The sequence below is a fragment of the Streptomyces sp. NPDC048291 genome, from assembly GCF_043201715.1.
In the GTDB taxonomy this organism is placed as follows: domain Bacteria; phylum Actinomycetota; class Actinomycetes; order Streptomycetales; family Streptomycetaceae; genus Streptomyces.
The window spans coordinates 315,522-339,391 of record NZ_JBICZC010000011.1 but is presented as its reverse complement, the minus strand read 5'-3'; the positions used below and the strand labels follow the sequence as shown (position 1 = coordinate 339,391).

General features: G+C 71.2%; 18 protein-coding genes and 1 pseudogene. 8 read left to right on the top strand and 11 right to left on the bottom strand.

Annotated features, from left to right (window positions below; translation table 11 throughout):
* Positions 1–142 precede the first annotated feature (142 nt).
* From ACGF5O_RS29975 to ACGF5O_RS29950, 6 genes are all read right to left on the bottom strand, one after another.
* Positions 143–1,180, bottom strand: coding sequence for a sugar phosphate isomerase/epimerase family protein (locus tag ACGF5O_RS29975; protein ID WP_393812991.1), 1,038 nt, complete (start codon positions 1,178–1,180; stop codon positions 143–145).
* A gap of 37 nt (positions 1,181–1,217) precedes the next feature.
* A complete protein-coding gene (locus tag ACGF5O_RS29970) occupies positions 1,218–2,432 on the bottom strand; it encodes a Gfo/Idh/MocA family protein (protein ID WP_393812990.1) in 1,215 nt (404 codons plus the stop codon).
* Between the two features lie 66 nt (positions 2,433–2,498).
* Entirely contained in the window at positions 2,499–3,545 is a 1,047-nt protein-coding gene (locus ACGF5O_RS29965; RefSeq protein WP_355720599.1) for a substrate-binding domain-containing protein, read from the bottom strand.
* Positions 3,546–3,713: 168 nt separating this feature from the next.
* Positions 3,714–4,751 carry an ABC transporter permease gene (locus ACGF5O_RS29960; protein ID WP_393812989.1) on the bottom strand — a complete coding sequence of 346 codons (1,038 nt, stop codon included), beginning with the start codon at positions 4,749–4,751 and terminating at the stop codon, positions 3,714–3,716.
* Positions 4,748–6,271, bottom strand: coding sequence for a sugar ABC transporter ATP-binding protein (locus ACGF5O_RS29955; protein ID WP_393812988.1), 1,524 nt, complete (start codon positions 6,269–6,271; stop codon positions 4,748–4,750). Before ACGF5O_RS29955 ends, ACGF5O_RS29960 begins: the two co-directional genes overlap by 4 nt.
* A 311-nt stretch (positions 6,272–6,582) precedes the next feature.
* The gene (locus tag ACGF5O_RS29950) at positions 6,583–7,764 is read right to left on the bottom strand and encodes an ROK family transcriptional regulator (protein WP_359214102.1); all 1,182 of its coding nucleotides are present in this window, start codon (positions 7,762–7,764) and stop codon (positions 6,583–6,585) included.
* Between the two features lie 510 nt (positions 7,765–8,274).
* Between ACGF5O_RS29950 and ACGF5O_RS29945 the strand changes: the two genes are divergently transcribed.
* Entirely contained in the window at positions 8,275–8,532 is a 258-nt protein-coding gene (locus ACGF5O_RS29945) for a hypothetical protein (protein WP_393812987.1), read from the top strand.
* Between the two features lie 172 nt (positions 8,533–8,704).
* Here the strand turns inward: ACGF5O_RS29945 and ACGF5O_RS29940 are convergent, their stop codons facing one another.
* Together ACGF5O_RS29940 and ACGF5O_RS29935 are read right to left on the bottom strand one after the other, a co-directional pair.
* Positions 8,705–10,552 carry a stealth family protein gene (locus ACGF5O_RS29940; protein ID WP_393812986.1) on the bottom strand — a complete coding sequence of 616 codons (1,848 nt, stop codon included), beginning with the start codon at positions 10,550–10,552 and terminating at the stop codon, positions 8,705–8,707.
* Between the two features lie 15 nt (positions 10,553–10,567).
* The gene (locus ACGF5O_RS29935; RefSeq protein ID WP_393812985.1) at positions 10,568–12,289 is read right to left on the bottom strand and encodes a stealth family protein; all 1,722 of its coding nucleotides are present in this window, start codon (positions 12,287–12,289) and stop codon (positions 10,568–10,570) included.
* Positions 12,290–12,849: 560 nt separating this feature from the next.
* Between ACGF5O_RS29935 and ACGF5O_RS29930 the strand changes: the two genes are divergently transcribed.
* The gene (locus ACGF5O_RS29930; RefSeq protein ID WP_393812984.1) at positions 12,850–13,416 is read left to right on the top strand and encodes a dihydrofolate reductase family protein; all 567 of its coding nucleotides are present in this window, start codon (positions 12,850–12,852) and stop codon (positions 13,414–13,416) included.
* Positions 13,417–13,642: 226 nt separating this feature from the next.
* Here ACGF5O_RS29930 and ACGF5O_RS29925 read toward each other — a convergent pair whose 3' ends face one another.
* Complete coding sequence (locus ACGF5O_RS29925; RefSeq protein WP_393812983.1) at positions 13,643–13,816, bottom strand: hypothetical protein; 174 nt, start codon at positions 13,814–13,816, stop codon at positions 13,643–13,645.
* Positions 13,817–13,905: 89 nt separating this feature from the next.
* On the opposite strand from ACGF5O_RS29925, the pseudogene ACGF5O_RS29920 reads away from it, so the two are divergent.
* Positions 13,906–14,028, top strand: a pseudogene (locus ACGF5O_RS29920) (NAD(P)-dependent alcohol dehydrogenase); the annotation flags it as partial.
* A gap of 47 nt (positions 14,029–14,075) precedes the next feature.
* Here the strand turns inward: ACGF5O_RS29920 and ACGF5O_RS29915 are convergent.
* Positions 14,076–14,648, bottom strand: a complete 573-nt coding sequence (locus ACGF5O_RS29915) for a TetR/AcrR family transcriptional regulator (protein ID WP_393812982.1) — start codon at positions 14,646–14,648, stop codon at positions 14,076–14,078.
* 95 nt (positions 14,649–14,743) lie between these two features.
* On the opposite strand from ACGF5O_RS29915, the gene ACGF5O_RS29910 reads away from it, so the two are divergent.
* The 5 genes from ACGF5O_RS29910 (at position 14,744) to ACGF5O_RS29890 (ending at position 22,516) form a co-directional block, all read left to right on the top strand.
* On the top strand, positions 14,744–15,487 hold the full coding sequence (locus ACGF5O_RS29910; protein ID WP_393812981.1) for an SDR family oxidoreductase: 744 nt from the start codon (positions 14,744–14,746) through the stop codon (positions 15,485–15,487).
* A gap of 339 nt (positions 15,488–15,826) precedes the next feature.
* Positions 15,827–16,780, top strand: a complete 954-nt coding sequence (locus ACGF5O_RS29905) for an SGNH/GDSL hydrolase family protein (RefSeq protein WP_393812980.1) — start codon at positions 15,827–15,829, stop codon at positions 16,778–16,780.
* Between the two features lie 319 nt (positions 16,781–17,099).
* On the top strand, positions 17,100–18,428 hold the full coding sequence (gene dacB / locus ACGF5O_RS29900) for a D-alanyl-D-alanine carboxypeptidase/D-alanyl-D-alanine-endopeptidase (protein ID WP_393812979.1): 1,329 nt from the start codon (positions 17,100–17,102) through the stop codon (positions 18,426–18,428).
* A 71-nt stretch (positions 18,429–18,499) separates the two neighbouring features.
* Entirely contained in the window at positions 18,500–21,706 is a 3,207-nt protein-coding gene (locus ACGF5O_RS29895) for an NACHT domain-containing protein (RefSeq protein ID WP_393812978.1), read from the top strand.
* A gap of 87 nt (positions 21,707–21,793) precedes the next feature.
* Positions 21,794–22,516: a phosphatase PAP2 family protein gene (locus tag ACGF5O_RS29890; protein WP_393812977.1), complete on the top strand. Its 723-nt coding sequence runs from the start codon at positions 21,794–21,796 to the stop codon at positions 22,514–22,516.
* Positions 22,517–22,528: 12 nt separating this feature from the next.
* Here ACGF5O_RS29890 and ACGF5O_RS29885 read toward each other — a convergent pair whose 3' ends face one another.
* On the bottom strand, positions 22,529–23,863 hold the full coding sequence (locus ACGF5O_RS29885; RefSeq protein ID WP_393812976.1) for a glutamate-1-semialdehyde 2,1-aminomutase: 1,335 nt from the start codon (positions 23,861–23,863) through the stop codon (positions 22,529–22,531).
* Positions 23,864–23,870: the final 7 nt, after the last annotated feature.

Here is a 23,870-nt window from a genome sequence, read left to right as displayed (position 1 = left end):
CCGTAACCCGGTTCGTCCTCCGCAGAAAGGCCTTGCGCAGAAAGAAGTCGAACTTTCTCCAGAGACAGGACAAAGGAGGGTCCGGGCAGCCGGGACCCGCCCGGCGGCCGTCCCGGCGCCGGGCCCTCGTCTGGTGGCTGGATCAGGGAGCGATCGTCCCGAGTGGAGGTCCCTGGTTGTCGCCGCCTCCGAACGCGGCGTCGAAGGAAGCGGAGGGCGGGTCGAAGTCGAACCGCTTCAGATGGGCGAGTGCTTCCGGCGCACCGGTGAGGCGGTCCATGCCGGCGTCCTCCCACTCCACGGAGACCGGCCCGTCGTAACCGATCGAACGCAGCATCCTGAAGACGTCCTCCCAGGGGACGTCTCCGTGTCCGGCGGAGACGAAGTCCCAGCCGCGCCGCGGATCGCCCCACGGCAGGTGGGAGCCGAGCCGCCCGTTGCGCCCGTCCAGGCGCTTGCGGGCCTCCTTGCAGTCGACGTGGTAGATGCGGTCCCGGAAGTCGTAGAGGAAGCCGACCGGGTCCAGGTCCTGCCAGACGAAGTGGCTGGGGTCGAAGTTGAGCCCGAAGGCCGGCCGGTCGTCCACGGCCTCCAGGGCGCGTCGGGTGGTCCAGTAGTCGTAGGCGATCTCGCTCGGATGGACCTCGTGGGCGAAGCGGACACCCTCGGCGTCGAACACGTCCAGGACCGGATTCCAGCGTTCCGCGAAGTCCTCGTAGCCGCGTTCGATCATCCGTTCCGGTACCGGCGGGAACATCGCCACCAGATGCCAGATCGACGACCCGGTGAATCCGACGACCGTGTCGACGCCGAAGGCCGCCGCGGCACGCGCCGTGTCCTTGATCTCGGCCGCGGCCCGCTGCCGTACGCCCTCGGGCTCCCCGTCGCCCCAGATGCGGGCGGGCAGGATGCCCTGGTGCCGCTCGTCGATGGGGTTGTCGCAGACAGCCTGGCCGACGAGATGGTTGGAGATCGCCCAGCATTTCAGACCGTACTCGTCGAGCAGGGCGTGCCGCGCGGCCAGGTAGGACGGATCGGTCAGGGCCTTGTCGACCTCGAAATGGTCTCCCCAGCAGGCGAGTTCGAGACCGTCGTAGCCGAAGTCGCGGGCCAGCCGGCAGACCTCCTCCAGGGGCAGGTCGGCCCACTGACCGGTGAACAGGGTGAACGGGCGGGGCATGGCGGCTCCAAGAGAGGCGGGGGTTCGTACCGGATCGCTACCGGACTTCGGCCACGACGGCCTGGACAGGGGTGTACACGGAGTTCTTCTGCGCGCTCTCCTCCACCGCGGCGAGCACCCGCTGCACCTGCAGACCGTCGGCGAACGACGGGATCGGATCGGTGCCGGAGGCGATGGCCTCGACCAGATCACGGGCCTGGTGGGCGAAGGTGTGCTCGTAGCCGAGCGCGTGGCCCGGCGGCCACCAGCCCTCCAGGTACGGGTGTTCGGGCTCGGTGACGACGATCCTGCGGAACCCCGCGGTGGCGGCGGGCTCCCGGTGGTCGTGGAAGGACAGCTCGTTGAGGCGCTCGAGGTCGAAGGCGAGCGAACCGAACTCGCCGTTCAACTCAAGGCGCAGGGCGTTCTTGCGCCCCGAGGCCATCCGGGTCACCTCGAACGAGGCGAGGGCCCCCGAGGCCAGCCGGCCGGTGAACACGGCCGCGTCGTCGACCGTGACCGGCCCGCGCCGGGTGCCGCCGGAAGCCGTGAGACCGGAGGAGACACCGTCGAGGCGGGGGCGTTCCTTGACGAAGGTCTCCATCTGGGCGGAGACCCCGACCAGCGGCTCACCCGCCAGGTACTGGGCGAGGTCGACGATGTGCGCGCCGAGGTCGCCCAGCGCCCCCGACCCCGCGTGTTCCCGCCGCAGCCGCCACGTCAGTGGGAAGTCGGGGTCGACGAGCCAGTCCTGGAGGTAGCAGACCCGTACGTGGCGCAGCGTGCCCAGCCTGCCGTCCGCGATGAGCCGGCGGGCGTAGGCGAGGGCGGGCACGCGCCGGTAGTTGAAGCCCACCATCGCCAACTGACCGCGCGAGCGGGCCGCTTCGGCGGCCGTCACCATGGCCTCGGCCTCGGCGACCGAATTGGCCAGCGGCTTCTCGCACAGCACGTGCTTGCCCGCCTCCAGCGCCGCGATCGCGATCTCCGCATGGCTGTCGCCCGGTGTGCAGATGTCGACGAGCTGCACGTCGTCGCGGGCCACGAGGGCGCGCCAGTCGGTCTCCGCCGCGGCCCAGCCGTGCTTGTCCGCGGCCGCCCGCACGGCGTGCGCGTCGCGGCCGGCGATCGCGGCCAGCACCGGCCGCAGCGGCAGGTCGAACACGTGCCCTACGGTGCGCCACCCCTGTGAGTGCGCGGCGCCCATGAACGCGTAGCCGACCATCCCCACGCCGAGTGCCGGCGGGGCGGTCCGACTGTCCCTCTGTTCCATACGGATCTCCTCGTCGGAGTGTCACTGACTCATTGCTGTGTTCGCGGGGCCCCCGGCCCGGACCGGTCAGATGAAGCCGGTCGGCAGGTACTGGTCGACGTTGTCCTTGGTGACCACGGCCGAGTAGAGCGTCACCGAGGACGGGATCTCGAACTCGGCGAGGCCGCCGACACCCTTGCCCTGGGCGAGCGCCCGGGCCAGGTCGATGGCGGAGGCGGCCATCGTCGGCGGGTACAGGACGGTCGCCTTGAGCACACCCTTTCCGGCCTTGATGGCGTCCATCGCGGACTTGGCCCCCGCGCCGCCGACCATCAGGAAGTCGTCGCGGCCGGCCTGGTCGATGGCCCGCAGCGCGCCCACGCCCTGGTCGTCGTCGTGGTTCCACAGCGCGTCGAACTGCGGCTGGGCCTGCAACAGTTGCGCCATCTTGGCCTGGCCGGACTCGACCGTGAAGTCGGCCGCCTGGCGGGCCACCTTGCGGATGTTGGGGTAGTTCTTCAGTGCGTCGTCGAAGCCCTTGGTGCGCTGCTGGGTGAGTTCGAGGTTGTCGAGGCCGGCGAGTTCGACGACCTTGGCGTTCTTCCTGCCCTTGAGCTGTTCGCCGATGTAGTGGCCGGCGTTGAGCCCCATGCCGTAGTTGTCGCCGCCGATCCAGCAGCGGTACGCCTGCGGGGAGGCGAAGACGCGGTCCAGGTTGACGACGGGGATGCCGGCCTTCATGGCCTGGAGACCGACCTGGGTCAGTGCCTTGCCGTCGGCCGGCAGGATCACCAGGACGTCGACCTTCTTGTTGATCAGCGTCTGGATCTGGCCGATCTGCTGGGCGATGTCGTTGGAACCCTCGGTGATCTCAAGCGTGACGTCGGAGTACTTCTCGGCACGGGACTTGGCGTTGTCGTTGATGGCGTTGAGCCAGCCGTGGTCGGCCTGCGGGCCGGCGAAGCCGATGGTGACGGCCTTGCCCGGCTTGTCGTCCGCGACCGGGGCGTTGTCCGCGGCCGCTTCCTTGTTCTTGGGGTCGTTGCTGGTACAGGCCGTCAGCAGCGCACCGGCGGACACGGCCGCGGTGCCGAACAGCAGCGCTCTGCGGCTGGTGGCGGGGGTTCTGGGCATGGCGGATCGACCCTTCGACTGGGCGGTGTGTTTCGGATGGAGGCTGTGGGGGTGCCGGATGGGTGGCCGTGGGGATGCCGGATGGTGGCTTTTTTTGGGGGGCCGGACGGCGGTGTCAGGGGCCGCCGTCCGGCGGTGTGGGGCAGAGCGCCGGGTGGCGCCGGCGCGTCAGGCGTCGCCGTGCGGCGAGCGGCGCTGGACCAGGACGGCGGCGACGATGATGGCGCCCTTGGCGATCTGCTGGACAGCGGTCTCGAGGTTGTTCAGGGCGAAGATGTTGGTGATGGTGGTGAAGACCAGCACCCCGAGAACGGAGCCGACGATGGTGCCGCGGCCGCCGCTGAGCAGGGTGCCGCCGATGATCGCGGCGGCGATGGCGTCCAGCTCGTAGAGGTTGCCGTTGGTGTTCTGGCCCGACCCGGCGAGCACGATCAGCATGAACGCGGCGATTCCGCAGCACAGTCCGGACAGCAGGTACAGATACAGACGCTGGCGGCGGACGTCGATGCCGGCCAGGCGTGCCGCTTCCGCGTTGCCGCCGACCGCGACGGTGCGGCGGCCGAAGGTGGTGCGGTTGAGCAGAAGCCAGCCGATGACGGTGACCGCGGCGAATATCAGAACGAGGGGCGGGATGCCGAGGACGTAGGAGTCCCTGGCACCGAGATCGAGCACGGATCCGACGCTCACGATCTGGGTGGTGCCGCCGGTGATCTGCAGCGCCAGGCCCCGGGCGGAGGCGAGCATGGCCAGCGTCGCGATGAACGGCACCATCCTGCCGTAGGCGATGAGCAGGCCGTTCACGAGACCGCAGCCCACGCCGACGACCACAGCGGTGAAGAGGATGCCCGCGAAGCCGAAGTCCTGTGTGGCCACCGTCGTCGCCCACACCGAGGCGAGCGCCACCATCGCGCCGACCGACAGGTCGATCCCGCCGCTGGTGATGACGAACGTCATGCCGACGGTGACGACTCCGATCACCGACGCCTGGGTGAGGATGAGTTGCAGATTGCTCGTCTTCAGGAACTCGTCCGGTGCGGTGATCCCACCGACCGCGACGAGCACGGCGAGGACACCGAGCAAGGACAGGGTACGCACGTCCCCCCACCCGCCCAGTGGTCGGCGCGCTCCCGAACCCCCCTTGTCCGTCGCGGCCTTGGCGGTGGACGTCGGCGCGTCCTTGTGCGCCGGAGCGGCTGGCTGCGTCATGACGTCGGGCTCCCTTCCATCACAAGATCGAGTACAAGGTGCTCGTCGAGCTCCCGGGCGTCCGCCGTGTGCACGACGGTGCCTTCACGGAGCACCAGCACCCGGTCGGCGAGCCCCAGGACTTCGGGCACCTCGCTGGACACGAGCAGTACGGCCAGACCCTCGTCGGCCAGCCGGCGGATCACCGTGTAGAGCTCCGCCCGGGCGCCGATGTCGACACCCCGGGTGGGCTCGTCCAGCAGCAGCACCTTGCAGCCGCGCAACAGCCAGCGTGCGAGCACCGCCTTCTGCTGGTTGCCGCCGGACAGCGTCCTGATCGCGGCATCGGGATTGTCGGGCCGCAGGGACAGCTCCCGGACCGCCTGGTGCGCCGCGGCTCGCTCGGTTCGCCGGTCGAGCCAGCCCGCGCGGGCGAACCGGGACAGGGTGGAGATCGAGACGTTGCTGCTGACGGACTCCAGCATCAGCAGGCCCTGCGCCTTGCGTTCCTCGGGTGCGAGGCCGATGCCGGCGCGCACGGCGGCCCGGACGCTGCCGGGACGCAGCGGCGTGCCGTCGACGAGGACACGACCGCCGTCGGGCTTGCGCGCCCCGTACACCGTCTCCAGGATCTCGCTGCGCCCGGAGCCGACGAGTCCGGCCAGACCGACGATCTCACCGGGCCGCAGCTCCAGATCGACGGGCGCGAACTCCCCTCGCCGGGTGAGTCCTTCGACCCTCAGTACCGGCTCCCGCCCCTCGGCGAACCCGGCCTCGGGTCGCTCGGGAAAGACGTACTCCACGTTCCGCCCGGTCATCAGGGCCACGACCTCATGGGTCGGAGTCGACTTGGCGGGCAGACCGTCGGCGACCGACCGGCCCTCCTTCAGGACCGTGACCCGGTCACCGATGCGCCGGATCTCCTCCAGGCGGTGGGAGATGTAGATGACGGCGACACCCTCGGCCGTCAGATCGCCCACGATCCTGAACAGGTTGTCCACCTCTTCGGGGTCGAGCGCCGCCGACGGCTCGTCCATCACGATCAGCCGTACGTCGTGGGAGAGTGCGCGGGCCATCGAGACGATCTGCTGCTGCGCCGCGGACAGTTCGCCGACGAGCCGTGCGGGATCGATCTCCGAGTGCCCGAGACGCTTCAGGAGTTCCGCGGTCGCCGTGCGGGCCGCCGAGCCGCGCACGACGAACCCGGCAGAGGTCGGTTCGTGTCCGAGGAAGACGTTCTCGGCGACGGACAGCCCCTCGATCAGGTCGAGTTCCTGGTAGATGGTGGCGATGCCGAGACGCATGGCGGCGATCGGCGATCCCAGGGTCACGGGCTCGCCCTGCCAGGTGATCTCACCGCCGTCGGGCTGGTGGGCTCCGGCGAGCACTTTGATCAGGGTGGACTTGCCGGCGCCGTTCTGGCCGAGGAGGCAGTGGACTTCGCCGGCCTGGACGTCGAGGTCCACACCGTCCAGGGCGCGGACGCCCGGGAAGGACTTGGTGATGCCGGACATGGTGAGCAGGGGTGGTAGTGGTGCCATGAAGGATCCCCTCGGCGGATGCGGGCCGTGAGTGGGCAGGCTGAAACAGGGAGTTCGGGTGTGCGGGCAGCTCCGGGGAACCCCGGGCGTCGTGCGTGCCGGGGCGTACGGGTGGTGCCGGAGAGGGCCTGACGGCCATGCGATCAGCGCGGTGGCCGTAGCAGGTCACCGAAGCGTCGTGGAGTGGTACAGCGCTCTAGGGAGTTGAGGTGGCGGCCCGGGATTGCGGCCATGCCAGGGATTGCGGCGATGCGATGGGACCGCGGCGATGCCATCGGATCGCGGTGGCATTCGGGGTGATCTGTATCCGGTCAGGCAGGCGAGAAGACGTGATCGCTGATGAGCCGGGCCGCGCCGATGACTCCGGCGTTCGGCCCCAACTCGCCCAGCACGATGGGCAGGTTGCGGGTGGCAAGCGGCAAGGACTGCTGGTACACCTGGGTCCGGACACTGGCGAGCAGCGTGTGGCCGAGCCCGGTCACACCACCGCCGATCACCACCAGGCCGGGGTTGAAGAAACTGACCAGTCCGGCGATGACCTGGCCCAGACGCTTCCCGCCCTCCCTGATCAGTTCGAGAGCCACCGGGTCGCCCGCCACGGCGGCTGCCGACACGTCCGCGGCGGTCAGCCGCCCGGCCGCCTCCAGCCGGGCGGCAAGCTCCGGCGACCGGCCCGCTCGCGCGGCCTCCTCCGCGTCGCCGGCCAGCGCGGCACCGCTGAAATGCGCCTCCAGGCAGCCTCGGTTGCCGCACGCACAAGCACGGCCTCCCGGTTCCACCGGAATGTGCCCGATGTCTCCGGCGCTGCCCGTCGTCCCCCGGTAGACCTCGCCACCGACCACGATCCCGCAGCCGATGCCGGTGCCGATCTTGATGCACAGGAAGTCACGCGCGGAACGTGCCACGCCCGCGTGCTGTTCTCCCACGGCCATCAGGTTCACGTCGTTGTCGACCATGACCGGACAGCCGAGTTCCTGGCTGAGCGCCTCCCGCACCGGGAAGCCGTCCCACCCCGGCATGATCGGAGGCGCGACCGGCACACCTTCCGGAAAGCGGACCGGCCCCGGGACCCCGATGCCGGCGCCGTCGAAGCCCTCCACGACACCGGATGCCTTGAGCTTGGCAGCCATCGACAGCACTTGCTCGAAGACCGCCACCGGTCCTTCACGGACATCCATCGGATGGTTCAGGTGCCCCAGGACCTCCAACTCCGCGTTCGTCACGGCCACATCGATCGACGTGGCGCCGATGTCGACGCCGAGGAAACGCAGCGTCGGCGCGAGCCTGATGTTGTGCGAGCGTCGCCCGCCGCGTGAGGGGGCGAACCCGTCCGCGACGACCAGCCCCGTCTCCAGCAGCCGGTCCACCTCGACAGCCAGCTTCGAACGCGACAGATCCACCAGGTCACCCAGTTGGGCACGGGAGTTGGACCCGCCGTCACGCAGCAGGCGAAGCAGCCGCGCCTGATGCGTGTTCTCAGGTCGAGCAGTCATGCGTCTCACGAACCCCTCCCCTCGTCCCAGGCTGGGGCCCAGGCCTCTGTCCGCGTCGGCAAAGTCCTCTAGCTTCAGGGAGGAACGTAGCAGCGATTTGCCAAACCGTGAAGAACTTAGGAGCGAAACGGATCCAACTTTTTCCACCGCCAGGACAAAGTCCGGGTGGAACTCCGTCAGGAGCCACAGCGCCGCCGACGTCGACCGGAGCCGAACTCGACCGTGAGCGGCCGGTCGCCCGGTACGCCTGACTTGGTGATCATCCGTACGCCACAGCAGGAGAGGATGGAGAATGCCGGTGTGAGTGGCGAGTGTCTTGCGTGCGATCTCATGGAGGGCAGGGCCCCGCTGCCGGGCGGCAACCTGTTGCGGACGCGGCTCTGGGTTGTCGAGCACTGCGTCGGCCCCCTGGGCCTTGGTGCCGTCGTGGTCAAGCCGGTCCGACATGTGGTGCACGTAGCCGACCTGACGGCGCAAGAGTCCATGGAGCTCGGGCCTCTGCTGCGGAAGGTGAGCGCCGCGGTCACTGAGGTGATGGCCCCTGAGCAGGTGTATGTATGCCTGTGGTCCCATGCCGGCGGCGTTCCCGGACACATCCATTTCGTCGTGCAGCCTGCCTGTGCAGAAGACATGGCGCGGTTCGACGCCTTCGGTCCCGCGCTGCAGGTGGCCATGGGAGAGGCGCGGTACTTCCCGCCGGCGGTGGAGGTGGAGCGGGTCTGTCACCGGCTGAGGGAGGCCCTGGGGTCCAGTTCGGCCGGCGCTTGACGGTCTGGGCACGGTTTCCGCGCGTCGGCGAACGCGTCCTCCGGGCCCCGGCCCTCGTCATCGCCCAGGCACTCGGCTACCACGACAAGAGCACCACCCGCTCGGGCGCCGCCACACCTGCGTGCGCACGGCGCCCCGGTGCCGCCTCACGGCCCGGGGCTGCCCGGGCCGCCTACGCCTCGCGGCGCTGTGCTTCCTCCCGTGTGGGCTGGAACGGGATTCTCGTCGTGAGCGGTGCGACGGGGCGGCTGCTGGTGCGGGGGGCTCCTTCGTAGCGGCTCGGGAAGGGGTATTTGCGGTCCAGGAACCCGCGGATGGCGGCCTGGGCGGCCGGTCTGGCCTCCGGGGGCGTGTCCACGTCGTTGAGGCAGAAGAAGTCGACGTCCTCGCCGGCCGCGAGGCGGGCCAGACGGCGGTGCATGTCCGGTGTGCCCAGCTGGACGTAGCGGAAGCGGTAGTCGGCGGGGACGGCCCGGCCCGTTGCCATCGCCCAGTGGTGGTGGAGCGTGGATGCCGGAGCGACGTCGGAGGTGGAGCGGAAACGGGAATAGGACGTCCGGTCGAGTTCCTCGATTCCCAGGCTCTCCATCTCGCGCATCACGGACAGCAGTTGGGGGTGCGGGGTGTGCAGCGACTTGTGCGTGACGTGTCTGCCGTGGAAGCGGCTGATCACCTCGCGGGCGTTCTTGCCGGCGGAGTTCGGGGCCGGTTCGAGCGGGTGCGGGGCGCCTACGCCGAGTTTCAGGGGGGACAGGGGGATGCGGGCGATGCCGTTGCCGTGGAAGAAGTGCCCGGGGTGTACCGGGCGGTTGATGAAGACGTCGTCGTTGAAGTAGAGGTAGTGCTCCGACAGGCCCGGGATGTGGTGCAGGCGGCTCTCTATCGCATGCGAGTTGAAGACCGGGAGCGCGTCGGGCGGAAGGATCTCCCGGTGGTCGATCACCGTCAGGCCTTCCGCCTCCGGGTCCAGCCAGGACGGGAGCTGGGAGTCGGTGACCAGGTAGACGTGCCGGACGAACCCGGCGTACATCTCCAGCGAGCGCAGCGCGTACTTCAGTTCGTCATGGCTGGTGTAGCGGGAGGCGCCGGTCTCGCGCGGAGCGATGACGTTGTCGGAGAGTTCCTGGTGGGCCCGGCGCTTAGCGGCCATCACCGGGTCGTCCCCGTCCACCCAGGTGTACACGGCGTCGACGGGGAACAGCACCTCGTCGATGCCGGGCTCGGCGAACGGGGCGAACGTCGGGACGGTGCGGCGGCGAACCGCCACCGCCGCCGGTTGCCGCGCCGTCACCGGGAGCACTTCCGCAACGGGGTTGCGGCGCGGGGCGACGAGCGCCGGCCCGAAGACGTCCGGCAGCCGGCTGCCGGGCACGGTGAGCCAGGCGGGATCGGTGCCGCCGGCGCTGCCCCCGGCTGCATCCGAGGGGGCGCCGAGGTCCCGGCCGCGCCGCCAGAACTCGATGTCGCACCCCGTCTCCAGGCCGCTGAGCACCTGCCCCACCGGGCCGAGGCGCACCACGCCGGTGCGGAGTACGGCGGCCCGCCGCAGCGCCCGGGGCAGCCTGCCGTCGGCCCACAGCACCGCGGTCGTCACGGCGCCGCCCGGTCCGACGGCGCCGACGTACCCGGCGGTGCCGGCGAAGCGCTGGGCGGCCCGGGCGAGGATCGCGTCGCGGTACGTCTCCTCGACGCCGACGACCTGCCGCGGCGCGCCGTGTCCGTGGTCGGAGGGGACCAGGAAGTACGGGACGTGCAGCCCTTCCAGGAGGGTGCAGACCCGTTCGAGATCGGCTTCGGCGGCGTCCGCGGCCGTGTAGGCGTCGACCGTACGGCCGTACAGCCGCGTCGGTCCGAAGGTGATCCCGTGGCCGGGGACGGCGGCGCGCAGGCGTCGTCGGGCCCGGGCCGCGCGCAGCGCCCAGAGCCTGGCGGACAGCCAGGCGCACAGGCGCGCCGGCAGGTCCCGGGCGGCGCGCAGGCCCGCGGGCGCCGTGAACGTGAAGCGGTTACGGATGTCCATGCCCCCCAGCCCCCGTCAGTTCTGCTTCTCGAAGGGCTTCTCGAAGGGCTTCTCGAAGGGGCTCGCGAAGGGGAAGTAGTCCTCCAGGAACTCGTGCATCCGGACGCCGACCTGTTCCCGCTCCTCCGGCGGCACGTCGACGTCGTTGAGGCAGAAGAAGTCGAAGCGGCGGGTGCGGCGCAGGTCGGCCAGGCGGGCCTCGGCGTCCGGACGGCTGATGTTGACGTACCGGAAGCCGAACCTGCCCGGCACACCGCGGCCGGTCATCAGCGCGTACTGGTAGAGCAGCGGGGCCGTCACAGCGATGTCCTGCGGGGAGCGGAAGCGGGACGCCGTGGTGCGGCCGATGTCCTCCGGGAAGAGGTCCTCCAGGTCCCGCAGGGTCTCGCGCTGCTGCGGCAGCGGGGTGTGCATGAAGTTGTTCGTGGTCATCCGCCCGAACTTCTCCAGCAGCAGCCGGCGGACGTTCTTGCTCGCGGAGTTGGTGGCGGTCTCCTCGGCGTGCGGCTTGCCGACCCCGATCTTGAGCGGGGACACCGGGATCTTCATCAGTCCGCTGCCGTGGAAGAAGTGCTCAGCGGTGACCCGGCGGCCGACGAACACGTCGTCGTTGAAGTAGAGGTAGTGCTCCGACAGGCCGGGGATGTGGTGCAGCCGGGTCTCGATCGCGTGCGAGTTGAACACCGGCAGGACGTCCGCCGGGAAGATGTCGCGGTGGTCGACGACCGTGATCCCCGGGGCCGTGTCGTCGAGCCAGTGGGGCTTCTGGCCGTCGGTCACGAGGTAGATGTGGCGGACGAAGTCGGCGTACATGGCGAGCGAGCGCAGTGAGTACTTCAGCTCGTCGTGGCTGGTGTAGCGGGAGGCGTTGGTCTCCTTGTCCAGGATCTCGGCGGTGCCGCGCTCCTGGTGGCGGGCGCGCTTGGCCCGCATCTCCGGCTCCTCGCCGTCCACCCAGGTGTAGACGACGTCGACGGGGAAGGCCACGTCGTCCACGGTCGGCAGGGTGAGCGCGGCGAAGCTCGGCAGCTCCCGGTCGCCGATCCGGACCACGGCCGGTGTCTGCTCGGACGCCGGCAGTACGTCCGTGATGCCGTTGTTCCGGGGCGCGACGAGGGACTCGGCGAAGACGTCCTCGGAGGCCTGCGGCTGGACCGAGGCCAGGCGCCGGGGCCCCGCGGCGGAGGCGAGGAGCCGTGCCCCGTCCTCCCAGAACTCGACGTCGCAGGCGAGTTCCGGGCCGGCGAGCAGCTGGCCCGCGGGGCCCAGGTGGTTCTCCCCGATGCGCAGGACCGGGGCCGTACGCAGCGCGACCGGCAGGACACCGTCCATGAACAGGGCGGGGTGCCTGAGCTTTCCGCCGGGCAGCGGTCTGCCGATGAACACCGCCTTCCCCGCGTTCTGCGCCTCCAGGGCGGTGAGGAGACGCTCCCGGTCCACGGCATTCACGCCGACCGTGTGGCGCGTGCGCGAGGTCGGCACCAGGAAGTAGGGGATGCCGTCCTGCTCCAGCGCGGCGAGGACCAGTCCGAGATTGGCGGCGGCCGCCTCGGCGGCGCTGAACCGGGTCACGACCCGTCCGTAGAGCCGCTGGCCGCGCACCGCCACCGGGCGGAGCACCGGGTCCGTGACCGCCGCCATGCGGCGGCGCCGCATGGTGCGCAGCTGCCAGACCTTCTCGGCGGCCTTCCGCTCGACTCGCGGTCGCATCCGCCGGGCAAAGGAACGCACGGTCACGTTCTGAACTCCTCTACATCAACCTCTACACACCCTTGTGTTAACCAGACGGACATCTGGGCCGGATGGTTGTAGAAAATTTCTCGGAGAATTAAGGAAACACCCAACGCGCACACAACCACCTCACACCTGGGTGTGCTAGCGACTCACGGACGCGCCGGGCACTGGCCAGGTGACCCCGGGCCGAAGCCGTGGAGACAGCCTCCAGCCGCTGAACGGGTGCAACGGGCCACGGCGCCAGCCACCACCCGGCGCGTGCCGTGCCGTGCTCGCGGTGAACCCACAGGACGCTCAGGCGCCGTACGCCCGACGGGCGGCCTCGGCCGGATGCGCCGTCGCGGGTCGGCTCATGGCCTGTGTGGGGCTCTGTCACCCATGATCAGCCTCAGATTCGTGGCCTTACCTCGCGAGGGCGAGAGCAGGGGGCTTGCCCGGGTCGGCCGAGTACACCACGCTGGGCCCCCAGCACGAGGACTACCGGCGAGCCCAGATCGCGCACCGATGAGTTTCCCGAGCCACGCCGGTCTATACGCCGGACACCCACCGACGGAAGCTGGGCCATGCGGAAACTGATCTACGGCATGAACCTGACCCTGGACGGCTACATCACCGCGGCCGGTGACGACATCGGCTGGAGCGGACCACCGAGCGACGAGCTGTTCCAGTGGTGGCTCGACCACGAGCAGGCGAGTGGCCTGTCGCTGTACGGGCGCAAGCTATGGGAGACGATGAGCTCCTACTGGCCGACCGGCGACCAGCAGCCAGGCGCCACACCCGCGGAGATCGAGTTCGCGCGGAACTGGCGGGACACGCCGAAGGTGGTGTTCTCCTCGACGATCGACAAGGTCGACTGGAACACCCGCCTGGTCACCGGCGACGCGATCGCCGAGATCACCCGGCTCAAGGCCGAGGACGGCGGCCCGATGAACATCGGCGGCGCAACGCTTGCCGGGGCGGCCATGCGCGCCGGGCTGATCGACGAGTACGTGATCGCCACCCATCCGGTCCTGGTGGGCGGCGGCAAGCCGTTCTTCACCGCGCTGGACGGCTGGGTGAGCCTGAACCTGGTGGAGACGCGAATGCTTCCCGGCGGCGTGGTCCTGACCAGGTACGAGACGAGGCGCTGAGCAGCTTCCCGCCGTCTCACGGCTTGGTACCTCTATCCCGGTCTTCGACAACACAGCAGCGTTGCCGCCGCCGAACGCCCACTGTCGCGGCGATCTCCCTTGACAACTCGGGCCGGAACATCGTCCCGCTCCTTCAAATCCCTCATTCAAGCTGGTCAGAGCCGCATGGAAGCTGCGCCACAGGGCGCCTGAACCGGGGCATCTCCCGTCGGGCGCCCTGCTCGGTTCACGATTCCTTTCTGCTCCTCCAGCGTCGGCGCACCCCGTCGCCGGCCTCTCCGAGCGCGACGAGGAAGGCGGCCGAGGCCGCGCACTGCACGGCCGAAGCAGGCTGACCGAGCGCCTTGCCCAGCAGCCAGAGGACAAGCGCAAGCAGCAGCCACCAGACGGCAAGGGACACGACGACGCGCCTCACACGCGGTGTACCGGTCATGGCATCGCCCTCCCGGCATCGGCGGCGTCGGACCCGCCCCGCATTTCCTGGCACGTTCGGAACACGACATCACAGCCGACATCGAACTGCTGCCGTCCTCCCGGGCGAACAGGGCTCTCGAACGCCTGGAGCGCAACGACGTCCGCCACCGCTTCGTGCTCGACCTGTCCGACCTGGACCGGCCTGCGGGGCGGCTCGGCATCTGGCGGCGCCGGCTCCCCTGTCCTTACCGGTCCGCGTCCACGTCCGCGTCCTGCCGGAGAAGGCCGTTGAGGATGACGTTCATCAGAGGCCGTGCCGTTGATTCCCATTCGTCCCGTTCCAGTCGGCCGAGGTAGGCGATGAGGCGGAGGACTCCGCGGGCGTCCACGTCCGTACGGACGGAACCGGCCGCCTTCCCGGCGTCCAGCAGGTGACCGAGGGCGCCTTCGATGGGGTTCTGACTGTCGGCGACGAGGTCCCGCCATGCCGTCGGTTCGAGCGCCGCCAGGACCCCGTACTTGATCTCGGCGTAGTCGATGACCCGGTCGAGCCAATGACGCAGGGCCTCCACGGGCTCGTGTTCCGCCAGCAGAGCCGACGCGCCGGTGACGAGTTCTTCGACGTCGCGCCGGTAGACCTCGGCGAGGAGCGCTTCGCGGTTGGGAAAGTTCCGGTAGAGCGTTCCCTGCCCCACGCCCGCGCGCTTGGCGATCTCGTTGAGGTGGACGTGGTCGGACTCGGCGAGGGCCGCCCGGGCGGCCTCGATGATGCGGGTCCGGTTCTGCACCGCGTCCGGGCGGCGTCCTGGCGCGCTCATAGGGCTCTCCTGATGTTCCGACCCCGACAAGTGGACACGTGTCCGGTACGCTGGACCAAGTAGCGGACACGTGTCCATTTTACTTGGAGGCACCAGTGCTCTCTCTTCAGGACAAGGTCGTCGCCATCACCGGAGCGAGTGGCGGTATCGGCGAGGCCACGGCCCGCCTGCTCGCCGGGCGTGGTGCCGCGGTCGTCCTCTCGGCGCGCCGCGGCGAGCGCATCGACGCCATAGCCCGGGAGATCCGGGAGGAGGGGGGCCGTGCTGCCGCGTGCGTCGTCGACGTGACCGAGGCCGGGGACCTGCGGCGCCTGGTCGCCACCGCCGTCGACCGGTACGGCCGTATCGACGTACTGGTGAACAACGCCGGCATCGCCCCGATCAGCCCGCTGGCCGACCTCGACACCGCGGGCTGGTCGGCCATGATCGACGTCAATCTCCGCGGCATGCTCAACGGCGTCGCCGCCGCGCTGCCCGTCTTCCGCGCGCAGGGGTCGGGGCACCTGGTCAGCATCGTCTCCGTGGCCGGCCTGTACGGCGCCTCCCCCACGATGGCCGTCTACGCAGCGACCAAGAACGCGGTGCGCACCGTCCACGAGGGGCTGCGCAGGGAGTCCACCGACGGGGTGGTGCGTACGACGGCCATCTCGCCGGGATACATCCGCACCGATCTCGCCGACTCCATGGCGGACCCGGGCATCCGCGAGCAGACGCGCGAGCACATGGCCGCGTCGGGCATCCCTCCGGCGGCGGTCGCCCGCGCGGTGGCCTTCGCCGTCGAGCAGCCCGCCGACGTCGAGATCGGCGAGATCAACGTCCGCCCCACCGTCCAGGCATGACGCGGCTCCCTTCCCGGGGACCTCGGGCAGCTGTCGCCTGCACGGCCCGCTCGATGCGAGTCCCACGGGAGTCCCGGTCCCGGCAGGGCCGGCGGAACGGATCGCCCGGGTCAGAGCGGTGCCGTTCGCACGCGGCACCCATGTTCGTACAGCCGCGGCCCCCGTATTGACCAGGCGTCGGGAGCAGTTCCTCCGCAATGGGACGGAGTCCGCCGTCCCGGACGTACTGCGGGTTGTGTACGGGAAGAGCCAGCAGCGGCACGACGACATGGCGCACCCGCCCCCAGGACACTGGGGCGACATCGGCGGCCGGGCCCCGCACCGGAGGCAGGAGCGCACATGAGGACTCGTATCACTCTGGGACTGACGGCGGCGGTCTCCTGCGCGACGCTCGTCGCCACGGTCGCCCTCACGAGGAGCGATTCCGGCGGTTCGGCACCGTCGCACGTGACACTCCCCACCGGGCCCTACGTCGCCCTCGGCGACTCCTACACGGCAGGGCCGAAGATCCCCGCCCAGAACGGCAGGCCCGCGGGCTGCGAGCGGTCCGACCGGAACTATCCCGCGCTGCTCGCCGCCGACCTCGGGCTGAAGCCGGCCGAGTTCCGCGACCTGAGCTGCAGCGGAGCCACCACGGCCGACCTGCTCGCCGCGCAGTCCACGGGAGACGGGACCAACCCGGCCCAGGTGTCGGCCGTGACGGCCGCCACCCGGCTGGTCACCCTCGGAATCGGCGGCAACGACATCGGCTTCAGCTCCCTGGTCACCACCTGCGTGAAGGCGGGCGTCTTCTATCAGGTGGAGAAGGGGATCCGCGGCTCGAAGGCGGACGACGCCCCGTGCCGGCAGTGGTACGCCTCTCGCGGCACCGACGGTACCGACGGCATCGAGACCAAGATCGGCACCGCGGGCGGGCGGGTGTCCGCCGCGCTCGGCGACATCAGGCGCCGGGCGCCCAGGGCACGCGTGCTGGTCGTGGGCTATCCGGCGATCCTGCCCGCCCAGGACGACGGCTGCCAACGCGCGATGGGGCTCGCACCGGGCGACGTGGCCTTCCTGCGGCAGAAGGAACAGCGGCTCAACGACGTGCTGCGGGACCGGGCACGCGCGGCCGGTGCCACGTACGTGGACACCTACACGCCCTCGGCCGGCCGTGACGCCTGCGCGGACGCGGACGTCCGGTGGATCGAGCCCCTGGCGCCGACCGCCGCGGCGGCTCCGGTCCACCCCAACGAGCGCGGCCAGCTCGGGATGTCCCGGGCCGTGCTGGACGCGCTGCGCGCAACCGGCTGACCAGGTGTCCTCTTGGCCCGTGGCAGGCTCGCGCCCCGCGTCCGGCGGTCCTTCGCCGAGACCGGCGTGGGAGGCCCTCAGCCCAGAGCGGCGGTCACCGTCCCAGTGACCATCGGTCCCGTCTTCCGGAACCGGAGAAGCGCCTGCTCATCGAGCCGCTCGTGCATACGCGGAGGGGTGATCCCGATGGGGAAGGCGGGCGGCCGGTGCCCTCGTGTTGCGGTGGAGGGTCGGGGTGGCAGCGGTAGCTTTCTCTCTTGAGAGATCGCATTGTTCCTGCCAACTCCCTTTGTTCCACGAGTACTTCTACGAGGTCTGCATGTCCAACCCCCCATCCCCCGCCCGTACGGCCGCTCCTGACCGCACGGCGAGAACCCTCCACCCCGCGCTCCGCCGGGTCGCCGTCGTCGCCGTGGCGGCGCCCATCGCCGGGACGTTCCTGTTCGGCACGAGCGCCTTCGCCGCCGACAAGGCCATGCCGGCGGTCGCCGCACTCGACCCCGCCGAGCAGAGGATCGCGGACAACCTGGACGCCCGTGTGCAGGACACCCGGCTGGGCTCCACCCTGAGCGGCGTCGTCATCGACGCGCTGTCCGACAAGGCCGTCTGGGGCCATGACGCGAGCACCGCGCTGATGCCCGCGTCCAACACCAAACTCGGCACCGCCACGGCCGCGTTGACGGTGCTCGGCCCCGCCCACCGGTTCACCACCGAGGCCGTCTACGGCAACGGCACGCTCACCCTCGTCGGCGGCGGTGACCGCACCCTGACCAGCGCCGACCTCGACGCGATGGCGAAGGACGCCGTCGCGGGGCTCAAGAGCGCGGGGCTCACCTCGGTCAAGGTCCAGGTCGACGACAGCCTCTTCCCCGAGCCCTCGCTCGCGACCGGCTGGAACGACGGCTACTACCCGGACTCCGTGGCACCGGTACGGGCGTTGGTGGTCGACGGCCACCAGGTCACGGACACGTCGCTGGACGCCGGCCAGGTCTTCGCCGGGTTCCTCGCCCAACAGGGTGTCACCGTCACGGGCGGCGTCACCCACGGCACGGCGGCCACCGGCGACCTGCAGGTCGCCCGGCACCAGTCCGGCAAACTGTCCGCCATCGTGGAGCACATGCTCAAGGTGAGCGACAACGACATCGCCGAGACCCTGCTGCGGATGACCGCGATCGGGGCCGGCCGCCAGCCGACCTTCGAGGACGGCACGGCGGTCGTGCGCGAGGTGCTCCGCGGGTACGGCGTCTCGCTGGACAACTACGAGATCCACGACGGCAGCGGGCTGTCCCGCGCCAACCGCATCCCGGCACAGACCATCGCCGACATCCTCGACGTCGCCGACGACGCGCGCAACGCCCCGACCCTCGGATACATCGTCGACGGCCTGCCGGTCGCCGGCGAGGCCGGCTCCACCCTGGGTCCCGAGTGGGGTCGCTTCGACACCGCGGACTCGCAGTGCGCCGTCGGCAAGGTCCGGGCGAAGACGGGCACGCTCACCGGTGCGATCGCCCTGAGCGGCCTGACCAAGGCCGCGGACGGACGCTGGAAGATCTTCTCCTTCATCGAGAACAACTCCACCGCCGACCCGGCCGCCACCAAGGACGCCCTCGACGGACTGGCGGCCACGGTCAACGGCTGCTGGGCGTAAGGCTCCTGGTCTGCGCGCCACCCGAAGCCCGCACGTGCAACAGTGGAGGCCGCACACGGGGAGTGGGGGCCATGGGGGCGCGCAGACTGCTGGGGTTCAGCGACGCATTGGTGCTGCTCGGTGCCGAACCGGCCCGGCTGGCGGCGCTCGACCGGGTCCTCGGCGGCGCGCTGAACCTGGCGACCGGCGGGATCAGCGGCACCGTGATCGGGATGGCCAACGCCAGGGGCCGCGTCCTCGGTCTCGGCCGCGACGCGGTCCGGGGCATCGGCGCGCGTCTCGGCCGGGCGCACAGCCGGGCCGAGCGGACGGACGTGTTGCGCGCCGCGCACACGGTGGTCGTGGTGGTGGCGTTCTTCGAGGCCATGCAGGAGCTGGACCTGCCGCTCCGGCTCGACGCCGTCGATCTGACGCGGGACGAGCAACTCGCGCTCGCCCGCGCGGATCCGACGGCATCCGCACCACAGGTCTCGGATCTCGTCGCGCTGCTGGTCGCGGCGGATCTGCCGAGCCCCGCCCCGCACGCCCCGTCCGAGGCGGTCGAGGCGGCCCTGCTCGGTCGCTACGACGAGTACGCCGGCAGATTCCTGGCCTTCGTCGAGGGTTTGGCGGTCTGGGAGCGCCTCGGAACGCCCGACCGGGGGGAGGCCCGCCGTCTGCTCACCGAGGTCCTGCCCGGGACGGCGCGGGCCCGCTACCGGGACCTGTACGCGCAACTCTGCGTGCAGGCGCCCGAGTTCGGGCTCTGGACGGCACAGATGGAGCACCGGGCGACCCGCGCCGAGGTGCACCGCGCGCTGGACGGTGTGGAGACACTCCTCGCCCGTACCGCCCAGGCGCTGCACCCCCCGGTCGATGTGGCCGCCGCGCTCGCCCGCGCCCACGAGGCCGCGCTGGCCCGCACCGTCCTGGATGCCGAGCCCGCGCCGGACGGCATCCTCATCCCCACCCTGGAGGAGCTCTACCTCGACCCGGACTTCCGGGTGTCCGGGGTGTCCGGACCGAGCGGACCGGCCGACGAGTCGTGGTGGGAGCGCGTCCCCGTGCGGCAGGACCTGACCCGGTACCTGGCCGGGGCGCTCACCTCCCCCCAGCCGGCCACGGCACCGCTGCTGGTCCTCGGCCAGCCCGGAGCCGGGAAGTCCGCGCTGACCCGGGTGCTGGCCGCGCGCCTTCCTGCCGTGGGCTTCCTGCCGGTGCGGGTGCCGCTGCGGGACGTGCGGGCGGAGGACGAGCTCCAGGACCAGATCGAGCAGGCGATCCGCGCGGCCACCGGTGAGACCGTGAGCTGGCCGCAGCTGGTGCGGGCGGCGGGCGGCAGCACCCCCGTGCTGCTCCTCGACGGCTTCGACGAGTTGCTGCAGACCACCGGAGTGCACCAGAACAACTTCCTGATCCGGGTCGCCCAGTTCCAGCAGCGGGAGGCCGAACAGGGCCGCCCGGTACTGGCGTTGGTGACGAGTCGTACCGCCGTCGCGGACCGCGCCCGCTATCCCGACGGACTGGTGGCGCTGCGCCTTGAACCGTTCCGGGACGACCAGATCGGCCAGTGGCTGGCGGTGTGGAACGCGGCCAACGCGGCCGGTTTCGCCGCCCGCGGCCGTGCCCCGCTGACGTGGCGGCACGTCGTACGGCACGCGGAACTCGCCGCCCAGCCACTGCTGCTGACCATGCTCGCGCTGTACGACGCCACCGACGGCGGCCTGCGGCGGGCCACCGGTGACGCCCTGGACGTGGCCGACCTGTACGAGCAGTTGCTCACCTCGTTCGCGCGGCGCGAGGTGGGCAAGTCGACCCTGGACGCCGTACCGGAGGAGGAGACCGCCGAGCGGATCGAGCAGGAGCTGCAGCGGCTCTCCCTGGTGGCCTTCGCCCAGCTCAACCGGCGCCGCCAGTGGGTGTCGGCGGCGGAGCTGGAAGAGGACCTCACGGCAATCCTCGGGCGGCGGCAGACGCAGGCCGCCGCCTTCCGCACCCCGCTGAACGCCGCCGAGACGGCTCTGGGCCGCTTCTTCTTCGTGCAGCGCGCCCAGTCGGTGCGTGACGGACAGGTGCTCGCCAGCTACGAGTTCCTCCATGCGACGTTCGGCGAGTACCTGGCGATCCGGCTCGCCCTGCACGTGCTCGCCGACCTGCTCAGGCCCCGGCCCGCCCTCTCGCTCGGCGGTGCCCAATTCGACGACGACCTCGCGTTCGCGCTGCTGTCGTACGCGTCCCTGTCGTCCCGTCAGATGCTGCGCTTCGCCCGGTCGCTGACCGGACGGATGCCCGCGGCCGAACGCCGCCGGCTCGCGGAGCGGCTCGTCCAGGTGCACACCCAGCACGAGACCCGCACCGGCGACCAGCACCCGGGCTACCGTCCCTCGCTCCTGCGCACGGCGACGCGACACGGTCTGTACGGCTCCAACCTCGTCCTGGTCGCCGTCCTGCTCGCGGGGCGCTGCTCGGTGGCCGAGCTGTTCCCGGACTCCGCGGACCCGGTGAGTGCCTGGCACCGGCACTGCCTGCTGTGGCGCTCGGCGATGTACGAGGGCCAGTGGACGGACTTCGCCCTCTCGCTCGGCGTCCACCCCCGCTGGGAGGAGAACCGGCGCGCCCTGGAGGTGTCGATGCGTGCGGGTGAGGACGGTACGAGGCCGCCGGAGCAGCTCGACATGAACTGGCTCTACCGCTATCCCCGGGGGCATGGCGGTCCCGGTTGGTCGCGGTCGTACTGGGACGAGGTGTGGCACAAGATGTCGCTGTCCGCCGGGACCAACGACTCGGTGATACGGCACACCATGGACCCGGTGTTCCACTGGCTCGGCCCGGCCGTCACCACGTTCGTCGCGGTGGAGGGCGCCCCCGCCTCCTCGCTCGCCCACGATCTGCTCGAACTGCTCCTCGGCGACCGCGACGGGCCGGCCGACGGCCACCTCGCCGCGCTGCACGAGCGCGCCCTCAGCGGCATACGACTGTTGCTCGACGCGCCGTCACCGCATCTGGTGCGTGCCGTGAACGTGCTGATCACGGCCTTCTGCCGGGACAGGGAACGGCTTCCCGCGGGCGTGTCGGACGGTTTCGCGGGCTTCCTGGCGAAGGACCTGGTCCCGCTCGCCCTCGGCAGGCAGCACGAAAGGCTCGGGGCGCTGCCGCCGGAGCTCGGCCCCCCGCTGTTCCGGGAGCTGTGGCCGGACCGTACGGGGGAGCTGGACCGCCGGCTGTCGCGGGAGCTCCTGGAGACCATGGAGCGGTATCGGACAGACCTCGACCGGTTCCCGCCGCCCGACCGGGCCTGAGCCGTGGCGGCGGCCCGGTCGGGCCACCCGCCGGGCCCGGGGCGGCTATGGTCGTTCGGGGGGTTCGGACACGACGGGGGGCTCGCGTTGGATCGTCTGGCAGAAGCGGGTCCGGAAGCCGGCCCGGCCCGGCCCGCGTCGCGCGCGGTGCTGCCCCGGGCGCTGTGCGCGTGGCTCTGGCCGGTCGCGGCGCTCGCCGCGCTGGTGGTCGTCGCGCTCGGGGTCCGGTACGCCGGACACAGCGAACCCGGCGGGGTGGACCGGTGGATCGTCCCGCCGACGGCGGACAGTGTGCGGGGGCCGTGGCGGCACGTCGCCCTGGTCCTGGACTTCCTGGGGGAACCCGTGGGGTCGGCGCTGGTGATCGTGGCCGGGGTGGCGGGCTGCCTGCTGCTCCGGCGGCGCCGCGCGGCGGTGCTCGTCGTGGCCGGCGCGGGCCTGACCGTGGGGACGACCACGCTGCTCAAGCATCTGGTGGGCCGCACCATCCACGGCCCCGGCAACCTGTCCTACCCGAGCGGGCACACCGCCTTCTTCACCGCGCTCGCCCTCATGGCGGCGCTCCTCGCGACGGGCCGGCTCGGCCTCGGCAGGGCGGCCGGCACGTCGCTCGTGCTCGCGGCGTCGCTGGTGGCCGGCGCCGTCATGGGCTGGGCGGAGGTCGGTCTCGGCGCGCACTACCCGACCGACGCCCTCGGCGGCTGGTGCACCGCGCTGGCGGTGGTGCCCGCGACCGCGTGGCTGGTCGACCGGATGGCCGACCAGACGGCCGCGCGGAGGCCGGACGTGACTCAGCGGGTGCCCCGCTGACGTCACGTCACGTCACGCCAGACGGCGGAACACGGGCTTCACCGCCCGCCCGGCCAGCCAGGGGCGCAGGTCCGCGGCGTCCAGCGCCTTCCGGTACACCGCGCACGCCTCGGCCACCACGTCGACGGTGCGGTCGATGTCCGCGTCGTCGAGTGCGCTGCTCACCACGAACGACGGGGCGAGCACCCCGCCCGCGAGGAGCCGGCGCAGGAACAGGGTGCGGTACCGCTGCGAGGGTTGCAGGTTCTCGTCGAGGGTGGCGAAGACCAGGTTGCTGGCCCGGCCCCGGACGACGACGTGGTCGCCGACGCCCATGGCCGCCGCGGCCTGGCGGACACCGGCGGCCAGCCGTTCGCCGAGGGCGTGCAGCCGCGCGGTGACGCCCTCCTCGACGTAGGTGGCCTGCACGGCCATCGCGGCGGCCAGGGAATGCGTCTCCGCGCCGTGGGTGGTGGAGAGCAGGAACACCCGCTCACCGGAATCGCGCAGTCCGCCCCGTTCCATCAGGTCGCGTCGCCCCGCGAGGGCGGAGACGGCGAACCCGTTGCCCAGCGCCTTGCCGAACGTGGAGAGGTCGGGGACGACGCCGTACAGGCCCTGGGCGCCCGCCTCGGACCAGCGGAAGCCGGTGATCATCTCGTCGAAGACGAGGACGCAGCCGTGCCGGTCGGCCAGCTCGCGCAGGCCGGCCAGGTAGCCGGGCGGCGGCTCGATGTGGGTGGCGGGTTCCAGGATCAGGCAGGCCACCTCGCCCTCGTACCGGGTGAGCAGTTCCTCCGTGGCGGCCAGGTCCCCGTAGGGGAAGGACACGGTGAGCTCGGTGGTCGCCGCCGGGATGCCGGCGTTCATCGGCGTGGTGCCGATGAACCAGTCGTCGACGGAGAAGAACGGGTGGTCCGCGCAGAGGGCCACCCGCTGGCGCCCGGTGACGGCGCGGGCGAGGCGCACGGCGGCGGTGGTGGCGTCGGAGCCGTTCTTCGCGAACTTCACCATGTCGGCGGTCGGCACGGTGGCCAGGAAGCGTTCGGCGGCCTCGACCTCGACGATGGACGGCCGGACGAAGTTGCTGCCGCGGCCGAGTTCCCGCCGTACCGCCTCCAGCACGCGGGGGTGGGCGTGCCCGAGGCTGACCGACCGCAGGCCGGAGCCGTACTCGATGTAGCGGTTGCCGTCGACGTCCCACACGTGGGCACCGCTGCCGTGGCTGATGACCGGGGCCAGGTTCTCGGGGTACTGGTCGTCGCCCTTGGCGTAGGTGTGCGCGCCCCCTGGGATCATGGAGTGCAGCCGCTCGTTGGCCTGCCGCGAGCGGGGCAGGAGGAGCCCCTCGGTGTCTTGGGTGTGCACGCCGACC

Excerpts from the sequence above, each read along its gene's own strand:
- ACGF5O_RS29975 (WP_393812991.1), bottom strand. The coding sequence starts at position 1,180 with ATGCCCCGCCCGTTCACCCTGTTCACCGGTCAGTGGGCCGACCTGCCC.
- ACGF5O_RS29970 (WP_393812990.1), bottom strand. The coding sequence starts at position 2,432 with ATGGAACAGAGGGACAGTCGGACCGCCCCGCCGGCACTCGGCGTGGGG.
- ACGF5O_RS29965 (WP_355720599.1), bottom strand. The coding sequence starts at position 3,545 with ATGCCCAGAACCCCCGCCACCAGCCGCAGAGCGCTGCTGTTCGGCACC.
- ACGF5O_RS29960 (WP_393812989.1), bottom strand. The coding sequence starts at position 4,751 with ATGACGCAGCCAGCCGCTCCGGCGCACAAGGACGCGCCGACGTCCACC.
- ACGF5O_RS29955 (WP_393812988.1), bottom strand. The coding sequence starts at position 6,271 with ATGGCACCACTACCACCCCTGCTCACCATGTCCGGCATCACCAAGTCC.
- ACGF5O_RS29950 (WP_359214102.1), bottom strand. The coding sequence starts at position 7,764 with ATGACTGCTCGACCTGAGAACACGCATCAGGCGCGGCTGCTTCGCCTG.
- ACGF5O_RS29940 (WP_393812986.1), bottom strand. The coding sequence starts at position 10,552 with ATGGACATCCGTAACCGCTTCACGTTCACGGCGCCCGCGGGCCTGCGC.
- ACGF5O_RS29930 (WP_393812984.1), top strand. The coding sequence starts at position 12,850 with ATGCGGAAACTGATCTACGGCATGAACCTGACCCTGGACGGCTACATC.
- ACGF5O_RS29915 (WP_393812982.1), bottom strand. The coding sequence starts at position 14,648 with ATGAGCGCGCCAGGACGCCGCCCGGACGCGGTGCAGAACCGGACCCGC.
- ACGF5O_RS29905 (WP_393812980.1), top strand. The coding sequence starts at position 15,827 with ATGAGGACTCGTATCACTCTGGGACTGACGGCGGCGGTCTCCTGCGCG.
- dacB (WP_393812979.1), top strand. The coding sequence starts at position 17,100 with ATGTCCAACCCCCCATCCCCCGCCCGTACGGCCGCTCCTGACCGCACG.
- ACGF5O_RS29895 (WP_393812978.1), top strand. The coding sequence starts at position 18,500 with ATGGGGGCGCGCAGACTGCTGGGGTTCAGCGACGCATTGGTGCTGCTC.